Source organism: Flavobacteriales bacterium (genome assembly GCA_016124845.1).
Classification (GTDB): domain Bacteria; phylum Bacteroidota; class Bacteroidia; order UBA10329; family UBA10329; genus UBA10329.
This window is the reverse complement of sequence record WGMW01000060.1, coordinates 1-14,751: the sequence shown is the minus strand read 5'-3', so window position 1 is coordinate 14,751 and position 14,751 is coordinate 1. Positions and strand designations below refer to the sequence as shown.

Below are 14,751 nucleotides of genomic sequence, written 5' to 3'. Positions count from 1 at the left end.
GGATCGAGAAGAAGAAAAGAAGGGTGTCGGACGCGTCCCAGGCCTGCATTGCAGAGCATGTGCGGGATCATCGGCCTCCACCCGCAACAAACCTATAAAATGGTTTGAAATTGATTTGCTTTTTATCGGTATGACTAACGCGAGGTGCTTACCTTTAAGGCAAACAGAACAGATTATGTCTAAAAGCAACGATAAGGAAGAGGAAAAACCAAAAATGGCTACTGTCATTGATATCACCGAAGCAGGCAACACAGTTTTTCAGCACCCACTTCCTAAAATACAGGAAGCCAGAAGGTATTCCATGTCATTTGCTTTTCAAGAGGAATATGGTGAAATATTAAAATGTAATGGAGATAGAGAAACGGCAATAGTTGCTGCATGTGCATTTGAGCAGCACGTTGATGTCATTCTTGGTTATTGGGTTCCAGGATATGAAAGTTTGAATGATCGAGAAACAACATTTAGCTACAAGATTAGAATGCTAAAGGCATTTCAACTAATACCGAATAAAGTTCTTGTGGGGATTGATGTTATTAGAAATGTCCGAAATGACTTTGCGCATAATTTGACCCTAAACACATTTGAAAAATTGGAAGGAAAGCGTCAAGATCAAATCAAGACTGCGTATCGAAAGTTTACTAAATCTGATTTTGAGAAGGACGTAAGAGGTAATTACATGGCAGTAGTGACTGCCTTGCAATTCGCAATGGGTACATATTCTGAACATGTAATGCTTTTGGGTCAAGCACTTCGAAACGCTAAATTGTTTGAGCAGATTGCTAATTCAATCGTACCATCGCCTGATACGATTGTTCAAGTTGACGAGAAGACTTCTCAAGTTGAACTTGCCAGTGATCCTAATAGTAAGGACAGCCACTTGTAGGGTTATCGTCAGACAAATACTTGTCAGATTGTCTAATTCCCTAACCAAAAAGCCCTTCAAGCATAGAATTCATAAATCTCCCATTCGCATCCATTTCCGAACGTAGCTTCAAGAAATCATCCCATTTCGGGTAAACAGAGAGGAGGTAATCCGTACCCACATTGAATTCCTTGCCCCAATGCGGGCGGCCATTGTATTTGATGCCGATCTGTTCTTCAAAATCGGCAAGCAGTTCGTCCCAACCACGGTTATCGGCATTGTAACACCCGATGTAAACGCTATCGCGGCCGTGGCACGGGCTCAGCGCAAAATCATCGCCCTTCACAAACCGTATCTCCTGTATGAAATTCATCAGGTGGCCCTTGGTTTCGACCATCTTCTTGTACTCACGGAACAGGGTAGGAGCATGGTTGATGTCAAACGCCCATTCCGTTTCGCGGTGTATGGGCGGTTCGGGCACGTTGAATACCTTGTAGCTGCGTTCAATTCTGTCAACATCGGCCAGGAAAGGCGTCAGAATCTTGCTGTTGATGGCCATTCTTCTTGTCGGTTTGCGGTTTCCCCACCAAAGCATCAGGCGGTAGAAATACACCGAAACCCATTCGTTCATCAGCTTCTGTCGGAACCAAGTGTCGTTCACGGGTTCCTGTGTGCGCTGGTAGCAGTACACCATCATCTTATCCGTGTGCGGAAACCACCACATTTTGATGTGGTCATGCTCTTTTACCCAATCAAGAATGTTGTCGCACACTTCCTCAAAATCCATAATACCCGAACGCTCGTGCAACTGGAATTTCGGCACCACGTTGATGGTCATTTCGGTAATGATACCCAAAGAGCCTAAAGAGATTAGAGACAAGTGATAGAGTTCGGGATTGTCCTTGCGATTTACTTCCAAAACTTCCCCATCGGCTTTCACCAATTTGAAGCTCTCCACCATCGAACCCAAAATCTGAAATCCAATGCCAGAACCATGTGTGGCCGTGGAAATGGCGCCCGCCAAACTCTGCTCCGCAATAGAACCAAGGTTGGAAAACGCGTAACCGCTTTCCCAAAGCTCCAAGTTCAGGTCTTTCAGCTTCGCACCCGCTTGTATGGTGGCTTGGTTCTTCTCGCGGTCAATGGACAGCACACGGTTCAGCTTGCTGGTGTCGATCAGAAGGTCATCGGTCGGAATCAGCGCACTCCACGAGTGTCCAGTTCCAAAGCAGCGCACTTTTCCATTTGAATTTTTGAGCAGTTCCTGCATTTCTTCCGTGCTGGTCGGTTGCGCAATGCGCTTCGCATCAAACCGAATGTTGCCTGCCCAATTCTGCCATTCCATGCTGCAAGATAGGGGCTTGCTGCGGCAAGCCCTTACAATTTCTCATCTTTACGGCAATGCTGCTCAATATTCAGTTTCTCATCAGGCGCACAGAGTTTCTACTTCACCCGTTCACGTGGGTGATCATCCTGCTGATCTGGGCGGTTCTGACCTACAATCAGAAGCGCAGAAAACGGCTGATGCTTTGGGCGTTGGGCATGTTGGTTTTCTTCTCAAACTCCTTCATTGTCGATGAGTTTACCCGCGTTTGGGAAATGGAAGTGACACCCGTTTGGAAGATCGACCCGAATGTGAAAACAGCCATTGTTCTGGGTGGTGGCGTGTATTACGATACCGAAACCGATGTGGTGAGCTATGGCGGTAATGCCGACCGTTACTTGGGCGTGCTGCGTCCGTACCACGAACATCGAATTCAGAAAATACTTGTTTCAGGTGGTGGTGCCAACTACTTGGCAACTGATGTGAAGGAAAGCGAAATGCTCAGGCGTTTGTACCTCCTTTGCGATGTCGATTCGGCCGATATTCTGATCGAGGATCAAAGCCTGAACACCTACGAGAATGCCAAATTCTGCAAACCGATCTTGGAGGAATTGGGTGAGGAGAAGTTTCTGCTCATCACGTCAGCGGCACACATGCGTAGGGCCGTTGCCTGTTTCGAAAAGCAGGGCATCAACGTGATTCCGCATCCTGTGATGAAAAGCGTGGGTAAGAGGCGCTTCGAACTGGATTACCTGTTCGTGCCGCGCGTGATGAACTTCCACAAATGGATGTCCTTGATCCACGAATGGATCGGAGTTCTGAGCTACAAATTGCGCGGTTATATTTGACGTCACCCTGAATTTATTTCAGGGTTTGTTTAGATTCTGAAACAAGTTCAGAATGACACAACGCTAAACCATTGCAGCTAACTGCTCTTCCAACGCCTTGATCTTCGCTTCAGCGTCAGCCTTCTTGTTTCGCTCGATGGCAATTACTTGTTCAGGCGCACCAGACACGAACCGTTCGTTGTTCAGTTTCTTCTCAACTGAAGCCAAGAATCCTTTCGCGTAATCGAGTTCCTTTTCGAGTTTTTCTTTTTCCTCGGAAGCATCTACCAATCCTGCCAACGGAACATAGAACTCAGCACCTTTAACCACAAAAGCCGAAGCAGAGGTTGGAGCCTCAGAGGTCACGCCAATTGATTCCAAGTTGGCCAATTTCCGGATCACAGGATTGAACGCATCGCTGTAATCTCCTTTCACCAAAAGGCTCAATTTCTCCTTTGGAGCAATCTGCTTCTCATTACGGATTCTTCGAACCTCCATGATCACCTTCTCAGCATTCTCGAAACCAGAGAGCAGTTTCTCATCAACCGCTCCAGCTTTAGGCCATGGAGCAACGATCATGCGGTCTTCTTTACCGCGCTTGCCCATGTTGTCCCAAATTTCTTCGGTGATGAATGGCGTGAACGGATGAAGGATTTTCAGCAGTTTCTCCAATATCTCCACAGTGGCATCCAAGGTTGCTTTATCAATTGGTTGCTGGTAAGCAGGTTTTACCATTTCGAGATACCACGAGCAGAAGTCATTCCACACCAACTTATACGTGGTCATCAATGCATCGCTCAATCGGAACTTTTCGTAGTGGTCGTTTAATACCTCCAACTCTTTGCTAAAACGCGAATTGAACCAATCAATGGCAATCTTCGCATCAACGGGTTGTGCCAGACTTTCATCTACTTCCCAGCCTTTTATCAGTCGGAATGAGTTCCAGATCTTGTTGTTGAAGTTTCTTCCCTGCAAGCAGAGACCTTCATCAAAAAGAAGGTCGTTACCAGCAGGAGATGAAAGCAACATGCCCACACGAACGCCATCTGCGCCATACTCAGCGATAAGGTCAAGAGGGTCAGGAGAATTCCCCAACGACTTGCTCATTTTTCTGCGGAGTTTATCGCGTACAATTCCTGTCAGATACACGTTTTTGAACGGAAGTTCGCCACGGTATTCGTAGCCCGCCATCACCATTCGCGCCACCCAGAAAAAGAGGATTTCGGGCGCGGTAACGAGGTCATTGGTAGGATAGTAGTAGTTGATGTCCTTGTTGTTCGGGTCTTTGAAACCATCGAAAACGGAGATTGGCCACAACCAAGATGAGAACCACGTATCTACCACGTCTTCATCCTGTCTAAGATCTGCAATAGACAATTGGCAATTTTCAATTTTCAATTTGAATTTGTCCAGTGCCTCTTCAGCGGTTTTCGCCACCACATAATTACCTTTCGGATCGTACCATGCTGGTATTCGCTGTCCCCACCACAACTGGCGGCTGATGCACCAATCGCGCACATTCTCCATCCAATATTTGTACGTATTGATGAACTTGTTCGGGTGGAACTGAATGTTGCCGTTCAGTACGTTTTTCAAAGCTGGTTCGGCCAGTTTCTTCATGCTCACGAACCACTGCTCCGAAAGGCGTGGCTCAATAACCGCATCGGTTCTTTCCGAATACCCGACCTTGTTCATGTAATCCTCGATCTTCACGATCTGGCCCGCAGCCTCAAGGTCTTTCGCAATCTTCTTTCGAACTACAAAGCGGTCTTCGCCCACGTAGAACTGAGCGGCTGCGCTTAGCGTTCCGTTCGGGTTCAGAATGTCGATGGTTTCGAGCTTGTGCTTCTGTCCGAGGTTATAATCATTCTCATCGTGCGCTGGCGTCACTTTCAAGCATCCCGTTCCGAATTCCATATCCACGTACTCATCCAGAATGATCGGAATGCTGCGCTTGACCATCGGAACAATGGCGCGTTTGCCATGCAAATGCGTGAAACGCTCATCGTTCGGGTTGATACAGATAGCGGTATCGCCCAAAATGGTCTCTGGTCGGGTGGTGGCAATGGTCAGCCATTCGTCCGTTCCTTCTATCTGATATCGAACGTAATACAACTTTGACTGAACTTCTTTGTGGTTCACTTCCTCATCCGAAACCGCTGTCAAAGCCGATGGATCCCAATTCACCATACGGTGACCTTTGTAGATCAAACCTTTTTCGTGCAGGTCGATGAACACATCCAAAACCGCATCGCTCAAGTCGTCTTCCATGGTAAAACGCGTGCGCTCCCAATCGCAGGAAGCACCAAGTTTCTTCAACTGTTCGAGGATGATGCCGCCATGTTTGTGCGTCCATTCCCAAGCATGCTCCAAGAATTCCTCACGGGAAAGATCCCATTTCTTGATGCCCTGATCGGCAAGTTTCTTCACCACTTTGGCTTCTGTGGCAATGGAAGCATGGTCGGTTCCAGGAACCCAACAAGCGTTCTTTCCCAACATTCGCGCTCTGCGCACCAACACATCCTGAATAGTGTTGTTGAGCATGTGACCCATGTGCAGCACGCCTGTCACGTTCGGTGGCGGAATGACAATGGTATACGACTCGCGCTCGTCTGGCTCCGAATGGAAATATCCGTTCTCCATCCAGTAGCTGTACCATTTGTCTTCTGTAAGGCTTGGGTCGTACTTTGCTGCAATCTCGCTCATCAGGTCTGAATTTGAAGGCTGCAAAATTAGGGATTGCGTCCGCGTTAAGGATGGAAGCGGCATCCTTTTTTGTCCGCAGGCAAAAAAGATAGAGCGGAAAGCCCGACCCGCAGGGAACGCCCATATCGTTAAAAAACGTAAACGGTGAACAATAACCATCCGCGGGTTGTCGTTTTACAAGCAAATCTTGTGCAATGGTACTCGCGTATGTCATATTCTCTGCTGCCCTCTGCGCCCTGGCAATAGACGTGGCCACTACAGATTGAGTTATTCGTTACTGGTTATTCGTTATTCGGAAGCCTCAATAACCATTCACCCAATAACCCAGTAACTCTTATCCACAGTTTTCAACATTGGCCGAGAGCGGGGCTCAAAAACCTAACTTCGGGGCTGTCTTAATTAGCTAAGTCAACCTTTCATGTATCTGATCTACGACACGGAGACCACTGGTCTGCCGAAGGACTACAACGCCCCCATAACTGACGCGGAAAACTGGCCGCGTTTGGTGCAGTTGGCGTGGCAGTTGCATGCCAAGGACGGCTCGCTGATAGAGGCGCAGAACTTCATTGTGAAGCCCGATGGATTCGACATTCCGTTCAACTCGGAGCAGGTTCACGGCATTTCTACCAAAAAGGCGCTGGAAGAAGGCATTCCGCTGCAGGAAGCGCTGGACCGCTTTACAGAAGTGCTGGGCAAGTCCCAGATCGTTGCGGGGCACAACATCGAGTTCGACATCAACATTATGGGTGCGGAGTACATGCGCATGGGCGATTCGGCCCCGATCATGGACCTGCCTTCCATCGACACCAAAGATGAATCGACCGAGTTCTGCGCCATTCCAGGTGGTCGTGGTGGTCAGTTCAAATGGCCGAAACTCACCGAATTGCACGTTAAGCTTTTCGGAGAGGCGTTTGACGAGGCGCACAACGCTGCCGCAGATGTGGCGGCAACAGCCCGTTGTTTCCTCGAACTCATCCGAATCGGAATAATCACTTCCGAAAAAGCAGGACTTTCCGCAGAGGAATTCCAAACGTACAAGGAGGTCAACCCTACTCCGTTTGAGACGGAAGACATTGAAATTGAAGCGCAGGTGGCGGCTTCCAAAAAGAAGCGCGACACCACTTCTCCCGATGCTACGACTTCGGCCAAGGCCGTGAAGCACGATTTTGCGCACCTGCATTGCCATTCGCAGTTCAGCGTGTTGCAGGCCACCATTCAGATCAAGAATCTGGTGAACCGCGCAGTGGAATTCGGCATGCCTGCTGTGGCACTGACAGACCACGCCAACATGTTCGGCACCTTCCATTTTGTGATGGAAGTGGAAAACGCCAATCGCGAGATTGCGGCACACAACGAGAAGATTGCATCGGGCGAAGCCCAAGGCCAACCGAAAACGCCACTGAAAGGAATTGTGGGTTGCGAGTTTTACGTGACCGATGACCTGAAGGACAGAACCAAGCAGAACAACGGTTTCCAAACGGTAGTGCTGGCCAAAAACAAGGCGGGTTACCACAACCTGGCGAAGCTGAGTTCCATCTCGTTCGCAGAAGGTTTTTACTACGTTCCGCGTATCGATAAAGAGGTTCTTCTACAGTACAAGGAGAACCTGATCGTTTCCACAGGCGGGCCTGGTGGCGAAGTGCCTTACCTCATTCTCAATGTGGGCGAAAAGCAGGCTGAAGAAGCGTTCCTTTGGTACAAGGAGCATTTTGGAGACGACTTTTACGTGGAGCTGATCGACCACGGTCAGCCAGGTGAAAAGCGGGTGAATGAAACGCTGCTGGAATTCGCCAAGAAGCACAACGTCAAGTATTTCCCGAGCAATAACGTTTACTACCTCAACCAGAAGGATCAGCGCGCGCACGACATTCTTTGCTGCCTGAAAGAGGGCGTGAAGATCGATGAGGAATCGCGCGGAAGGGATTACATCAAACGCCTTTTCCCGAACGACCAGTTCTACTTCAAGTCTCAGGATGAGATGAAGAAGATCTTTGCGCATGTGCCGGAGGCTTTTGAGACCATCGGTGAGATCGTGGACAAGATCGAGCCGTTCAAACTGAAGCAGGATGTGTTGCTCCCGGTCTTCAACATTCCTCAGGAATTCGTTGATCCCGAGGACGCAAAAGATGGTGGCAAGCGCGGTGAGAACGCGTACCTCCGCCACCTAACATATATAGGTGCTGAAAAGCGTTATGGCGAGATAACCGATGATATTCGAGAACGCTTGGATTTCGAATTGCAAACGATTGCCAATTCAGGTTATCCAGGTTACTTCTTGATTGTGCAGGATTTCACTTCCGAAGCGCGCAAAATGGGAGTTTCCGTTGGACCTGGTCGTGGTTCGGCTGCGGGTTCGGCTGTGGCGTATTGCATCGGAATTACGAATGTAGACCCGATTGCTTACGACCTGCTGTTTGAGCGTTTCCTGAACCCAGACCGTGTGTCGCTTCCCGATATCGACATCGACTTTGATGATGAAGGTCGCGGCAAGATTATTGATTGGGTGGTGAACAAATACGGCAAGAATCAGGTGGCGCAGATCATCACGTACGGTAGCATGGCGGCCAAATCGGCCATCCGTGATACCGCGCGTGTTCTGAACCTTCCATTGGCCGATGCTGACCGCATCGCGAAGTTGATTCCAGACATCAGTCTCGGAAAGATTTTCGGGCTGGATGAGAAGGCACTGAAAGAGAAACTGAACGGTGACGGAGAGCGTGTCGCGCAAGCGGAAGAACTCAAAAAACTTTCGGAAGGAAGAGATGAAATAGCCCTGACCATCAACGAGGCGCGCGTGCTCGAAGGCTCCATCCGAAACACGGGCATCCACGCTTGTGGTGTGATCATCACGCCTGATGACATCACCAATCACATTCCCGTTACCACCGCCAAGGATTCCGACCTCGCGGTAACGCAGTTCGACAACAGTGTGGTGGAATCGGCAGGGATGCTGAAAATGGACTTCCTCGGGCTGAAAACGCTGTCCATTATTAAGGATGCGACCAAGCTGGTGAAGATGCGTCACAACATCGACATCGACCCCGATGAGATTCCGCTTGACGACCCGAAAACATACGAGCTTTATCAGAAAGGCCAGACGAACGGAACGTTTCAGTTTGAATCGCCTGGAATGCAAAAGCACCTGCGCGCGCTGAAACCCGACAAGTTTGCCGACCTCATTGCGATGAACGCGCTGTATCGCCCAGGGCCGCTGAAGTACATTCCGAACTTCATCAAGCGGAAGCATGGTGAGGAGGAGATCACGTACGACCTGCCCGAAATGGAGGAATACTTGGCCGAGACGTACGGAATTTCGGTCTATCAGGAGCAGGTGATGCTGTTGTCGCAGAAACTGGCGGGCTTCTCCAAAGGTGATGCGGACGTGCTGCGGAAAGCGATGGGTAAGAAGATCTTCGCCCTGCTGCAAAAGCTTAAACCGCAGTTCTTAGAAGGCTGCGCCAAGAATGGCCACGACACCAAGATCGCTGAGAAGATCTGGGCCGACTGGGAGGAATTCGCGGCCTACGCGTTCAACAAATCGCACTCCACGTGCTATTCGGTGGTGGCGTTCCACACGGGTTACCTCAAAGCGAATTACCCTGCCGAGTACATGGCTTCGGTGATGACGCACAACATGAACGACATCAAAAAGGTGACGTTCTTCATGGATGAGTGCCGCAGAATGGGAATTCCTGTTCTGGGACCTGATGTGAATGAATCACAGTTCAAGTTTGCCGTGAACGATAAAGGCGAAATCCGTTTCGGTTTAGGTGCCATCAAAGGTGTGGGTGAAGGTGCGGTTGAAGCGATCATCAACGAACGAGCAGAGAACGGAAACTTCACCTCCATTTTCGACCTCACTAAACGAATCGATCTTCGCGCAGCAAACCGAAAATGCATGGAAAGCTTGGCTGTGGCAGGTGCTTTCGATGGATTTGAGAACAGTCATCGTGGCCAATATTTCTTCGATGATGGAACGGGAACGTTCTTGGAAAAGGCCATCAAGTTTGGGGCAAGTTCGCAGGAAGCGGAAAACAGCTCGCAGGTGTCACTCTTCGGAGAAGCATCCGATGTTCAGCTCCCAGAACCCGTTCCGCCAAAGTGCGAGAGATGGGGCAACATTCAGGCACTGAAAGCCGAAAAGGAAGTGGTTGGCGTTTACATTTCTGGTCATCCGCTGGATGATTTTGAACTGGTGATGGAGCGTTTCTGCAACATCGACCTTGCCTCACTTCAAACCGAAGAAGCCAAGAAAAGTCCTGGCGAATACAAGTTTGCGGGCGTCATCTCATCGGTGCAGCATCGCATGAGCAAGCAGAACAATCCGTACGGGATTTTCGAGATCGAGGACAAACAGGGTTCGATGGAATTCCGCCTGTTCGGTGAGGATTACACCAAGTTCCGCCAGTACCTCGATATGGAGTTCTTCCTCTACGTGCGTGGCGTTTGGAAAGAAAGACGTTGGGGCGGAAATCAAGCCGATGGCGTTCCAGCCGAAAAGGAGTTCAAACTCAACAGCATCGAACTGCTGAACGAGGTGCTTGAGAAGAAGACCACGAGCATCACCATCACCATGCCGCTGAACGAGATCCGTCCCGAAAACATTTCCGACTTAAGGACGTTTCTTGATGGACATCCCGGAAGTTGCAAAGTGAACATGCGGGTCATCAACAACGAGGGCGTTTACGTGGACATGCATTCGAAAACCATCCGCGTGCGACCCGAACAAAAGATGATCTACGACATCCGCGATCAGCTTGGATTGGAAGTGCGACTGAAGTGAAATTGATAACAGAAACCGTATAGCGTTTTCCTATTTTTGGCAGCGCTGAAAGAACAAATCGAAATCTAAATATTATGGCATTAGAATTAACAGACGCGAATTTTGAAGAGCTTGTAATGAAATCGGACAAGCCTGTTTTGGTGGATTTTTGGGCAGTTTGGTGTGGCCCTTGCCGCATGGTAGGCCCGATCGTTGAAGAGTTGGCGAACGACTACGATGGCAAAGCCGTTATCGGTAAAGTTGACGTTGACAACAACCCAGAAACCGCTGCTCGATTCGGAATCCGAAATATCCCTACACTGCTTTTCTTCAAGAATGGCGAGATCGTAGATAAGCAGGTTGGCGCTGCTCCAAAGCAGACTTTCTCAGCAAAATTGGACGCGCTGGTCTGAGGTTACCAATTACGAATTCCGCTGCGCGGTACGAATATTCGAATCCGATTCTGCAATACTCGCAGGGTCGGATTTCGTCATATATGGGGTGATGAACATTTTATCGCCACAGAAACTCAGAATTCACAGAGGGTTTCACAGAGATAATTTTTCTGTGTATTCTGAGTTTCTGTGGCTAATTCATGTTTTCCGATTGATGAATTCCTAAGTTCGTAACAGCAAATCCATGAATAGCATTTCGCTACATAGCCAACAAGTCAAGCAGTTCAGCAAGCTGGAACTCATCGCCAAGCAGGTGGTTGAGGGATTCATCACGGGCTTACACAAAAGTCCGTTCCATGGATTTTCGGTGGAGTTTGCAGAACACCGACTGTACAACACGGGCGAATCCACTCGTCACATCGACTGGAAACTCTACGCCAGAACGGAAAAGCTGTTCGTGAAACGGTATGAGGAAGAAACCAACCTTCGCTGCCAGATCGTGATCGATACATCTTCTTCGATGTACTTTCCTGTGAAAGACAATAGTTCGCAGAACGATGTGAACAAGATCGGATTCTCAACCTACGCTGCTGCGGCTTTGGTTCATTTGCTGAAAAAGCAGCGGGATGCTTTCGGCCTTTCGTTGTTCTCAGATGATGTGGAAATCCACACCGACACCAAGTCAACAACTACGCATTCCAAGTTGGTTTTCACCGAATTGGAAAAGCTGTTGGAGCCGCTTCCGAAAGATAAACACAAACGTAGTTCGGGAGCGAAGGCTTTGCACGAGGTTGCTGATAAGATCAAACGTAGATCGTTGGTCATTCTTTTCAGCGATATGATTGAGAATTCGGGACGCGAACAGGATGACCTTTGGAATGCGCTTCAGCATTTGAAGCACAACAAGCATGAAGTCATTCTTTTTCATGTAACGGACAAAAAGAAAGAGTTGGATTTCGATTTCGAGAACCGTCCGTACCGTTTTGTGGATATGGAAACAGGTGAAGAACTGAAACTGAATCCGTTGGAAGTTCGCGAAGCCTATCAGAAGTCGATGCAGAAATTCGAGCATGATCTGAAACTGAAATGCGGGCAGTACAGTATAGACCTCGTGCAAGCGGATATTTCGAATGGGTTCGACCAAGTGCTTCTGCCCTATCTGCTGAAACGAAAAAAACTGTACTGATGCGATTTTTTCTTGCTTTGGTCTTGATTCTTCAGGCCGCAACGAGTTTCGGAGTTGACTTCGACAAACTTTCGAGAGTTGAACCTGTTTCAACCGTCTATCCTTCGAACTTCAAGTGTTATGTGGATGTCTCACTATTTCTGAACGCCACAGAAGCCTACAATGAGCCAGTTTATCTGCGTATCAGCTACATCATCGGCAACGATACACTGAACGATAACCTGAAAATCGATGGTAGTTTCAATGGTGTGGTCAAACAACTTTTCCTAGATGAAGGCGAACACCTCACTGCCATGATCAAACTGAACAATGGAGAAACCGAAGTGATTGAGGGTTTGGAAGGCTCTCTTCGAATAGTACGAAATCCAGATTTTGAACCAACTGCAGACCAAGGGCAGAATACATTCCTTAGCGGTGTTTGGAATGCTAGTCAAACACCACTGTTCCGGATTCCAATAACTGACTCAATCCCTCAAGTTTTCAGATTAAAACTCTCATTGAACGAGAACTTTGAGTTCGATAAACTCTTCTTCAAAGTGAAGGTAATCAGTCCTTCTGCTGGTATTCTGATGCTGAAAAAAGAGGTGGTCGTTAACGAAGAACCAGCACTCAAACTGCGTAAGAAAACCTTTACGGTTGACTTCCCTGAAGTTGACCTTTCCACACCTGGAACCTACTACTTTCAAGTGATGCATAATATGTTCGGAACACGTATTAATGGCATCGACAAAATCGACTACGAAATTGTCTCGGAATAATTTTTTCCGAGCCCTTTTCCATTTGTCAAATTAGATTACATTTGCAGCCCAATTAATTACCAAGGTCCGGTAGTTCAGTTGGTTAGAATACCTGCCTGTCACGCAGGGGGTCGCGGGTTCGAGTCCCGTCCGGACCGCAGAAGCCCCTCAGAGATGTGGGGCTTTTTTAGTTTTCAGCCCACCAATTCAAGACACATACTCAGTCTTAAAACGCTGTTTTTCAATTGCTTGAAACCAATTAACACTTCCTGGCATCATTGTAACAACAACGAAAAGTGTGAGATGATTTGTGAGATTAAGTCGTCATAGGACACCAGAGGAAGGCTATAAACGTCAAAATGTTTCAAGTTTTGTTTCAAGGTTAGGAGATTGTTGCTTCCGGTATGGAGCATAGTAAATTCGCGGCAATAGCATCTATCAGTGCCTCTGCTGCTTTTTTGGGTCGTAAATGATTGCACATTAACTAAATGGAAACAGTTTTACCCCTCAGCGACTTGGGTAATTTCCCACTCCTTGCCATTGAGCCAACAAGACGCATAAATGAACCCCTTACTTAAAGTATTTTTTCGCAGGTAAAGATGTCGCCAGATACCAATTTTATATCTTCTCAAACATACTCAAAGGCCTCCTTGATGGAATGAAGTATGTTCTCTTCCATTGAGTAATAAACGTGTCCCCAATTGAGGTTTTTAAGAACCTACTCGGTCAAGCTATACAGGAATTCACCACCATAAGAGGTCAGTGGAATTTCTCCAGGAGCAACCTTATTCAAGCCAGAAATCACAGTGTTGAAGTCTCTCAAGATAGGCGTAATCGGCATACCCAACTGGTCCTGCAATCGTTGTTTAAATTCATCCTCTGTCTCCATGGTCGTATAACTATATGTAGTATTTAAACGGCAGAACCTCTAAGTCTTCGTTCGGACCTTCCGTGAGTATTTCTCCTCTCATATCCGCAACTTTTAAAGTCACAGGCTGACCGTCACAGAATTTACAAGAGTTACAGTTCAATTTCGTTAGGCTTAAGACATCATCACAAACTGTTTTTATATCTGCTCGACCTTTGATTACCTGAACGAACAATGGATTGGGAGTCTCTAAACCGAGTATAGACTGGATTCTAGGTATGAAACCTTTGGTTCACAAGTAATCTGTGTGATTGTTTTGAAATTATGCTGTCCCACGGAGTATTGGGTAGTTCCCGTCTCTGAACAGTTTAAAGGTGGACTCAGTTCGAATTCTAATACCGATGACGGAACTTTTGCCTGAGCAGCCTCCGTAAACCCATTCCACTCTTCTTCTTTAAAGTACGTTTCCCATGAATAAAAATCTGCCATAGCGTCTTTCCATTGGCCTGACTAAAGGCTTCCAGATCTTTATCTAATAATGAATTGTCTTGGTCAAAAGATAGGTGGTATTCATTGGTATTCGGGTTATAGTAGGGTCCTGCTGTTTCCCGAAAAACCATTCCGTCCCCAGAATCAAGAAACATTTGTGCAGCACAACAAGCATAACGAGGGTCCTCGTTCGTTAAATCTTGCTTGAAAGTCAAACCTATATAGCAAACATTTGACCTGATGTCAGCGAGTTTCCACGGGACAGCGCCTAGCTTACAATACAAGGCAGTTGCAATATTCCAAGCTTTAGCAGTCTTCTGCTTTTCGTAAGACCTCAACATCCTAAAGTCATCCTTCCTAAGAGATTCCATTCCCAATGGTCGATTCTCGAATAATCTGAATAAGAATCCTTTTTTCAAGCAGTCGGATCTTAAGTTGGTTATGAAAATGGTTACTGATTCCCCCGCAGTTTGCCACTACGTAAATAGTTTATGGTCTGATGATGTTGGTTTGATGTGGACTTAAAACCAACAAGGATGAATTTACTGCATTTTATTGAAGAACTCCCGACCGAGCGAAGCTGCGGTGAGCACTT

8 protein-coding genes and 1 tRNA gene are annotated in these 14,751 nt (G+C 47.5%); 6 read left to right on the top strand and 3 right to left on the bottom strand.

All coding sequences use genetic code 11. The annotated features are described in order from the left end of the window. Nucleotides 1-923: 923 nt before the first annotated feature. Nucleotides 924-2,207, bottom strand: coding sequence for an FAD-binding protein (locus GC178_18315; protein ID MBI1289526.1), 1,284 nt, complete (start codon nucleotides 2,205-2,207; stop codon nucleotides 924-926). A 56-nt stretch (nucleotides 2,208-2,263) separates the two neighbouring features. Between GC178_18315 and GC178_18310 the strand changes: the two genes are divergently transcribed. Further along, entirely contained in the window at nucleotides 2,264-3,034 is a 771-nt protein-coding gene (locus tag GC178_18310) for a hypothetical protein (protein ID MBI1289525.1), read from the top strand. Nucleotides 3,035-3,097: 63 nt separating this feature from the next. Here the strand turns inward: GC178_18310 and GC178_18305 are convergent, their stop codons facing one another. After that, nucleotides 3,098-5,719: a valine--tRNA ligase gene (locus GC178_18305; protein ID MBI1289524.1), complete on the bottom strand. Its 2,622-nt coding sequence runs from the start codon at nucleotides 5,717-5,719 to the stop codon at nucleotides 3,098-3,100. Nucleotides 5,720-6,137: 418 nt separating this feature from the next. Here GC178_18305 and dnaE point away from each other — a divergent pair, with 418 nt between their 5' ends. The 5 genes from dnaE (at nucleotide 6,138) to GC178_18280 (ending at nucleotide 12,957) form a co-directional block, all read left to right on the top strand. Further along, the gene (gene dnaE, locus GC178_18300) at nucleotides 6,138-10,502 is read left to right on the top strand and encodes a DNA polymerase III subunit alpha (protein MBI1289523.1); all 4,365 of its coding nucleotides are present in this window, start codon (nucleotides 6,138-6,140) and stop codon (nucleotides 10,500-10,502) included. A 74-nt stretch (nucleotides 10,503-10,576) separates the two neighbouring features. Continuing rightward, on the top strand, nucleotides 10,577-10,894 hold the full coding sequence (trxA, locus tag GC178_18295; protein ID MBI1289522.1) for a thioredoxin: 318 nt from the start codon (nucleotides 10,577-10,579) through the stop codon (nucleotides 10,892-10,894). Between the two features lie 226 nt (nucleotides 10,895-11,120). Beyond that, nucleotides 11,121-12,062 (top strand): DUF58 domain-containing protein, encoded by a 942-nt coding sequence (locus tag GC178_18290; GenBank protein MBI1289521.1) that lies wholly within the window; start codon nucleotides 11,121-11,123, stop codon nucleotides 12,060-12,062. Further along, nucleotides 12,062-12,820 (top strand): hypothetical protein, encoded by a 759-nt coding sequence (locus tag GC178_18285; GenBank protein MBI1289520.1) that lies wholly within the window; start codon nucleotides 12,062-12,064, stop codon nucleotides 12,818-12,820. The genes GC178_18290 and GC178_18285 overlap by 1 nt, the downstream gene beginning before the upstream one ends. 63 nt (nucleotides 12,821-12,883) lie before the next feature. Further along, nucleotides 12,884-12,957, top strand: a tRNA-Asp gene (locus GC178_18280). Nucleotides 12,958-14,059: 1,102 nt separating this feature from the next. On the opposite strand, the gene GC178_18275 is transcribed toward GC178_18280, so the two are convergent. Continuing rightward, nucleotides 14,060-14,575 carry a hypothetical protein gene (locus GC178_18275; GenBank protein MBI1289519.1) on the bottom strand — a complete coding sequence of 172 codons (516 nt, stop codon included), beginning with the start codon at nucleotides 14,573-14,575 and terminating at the stop codon, nucleotides 14,060-14,062. Nucleotides 14,576-14,751: the final 176 nt, after the last annotated feature.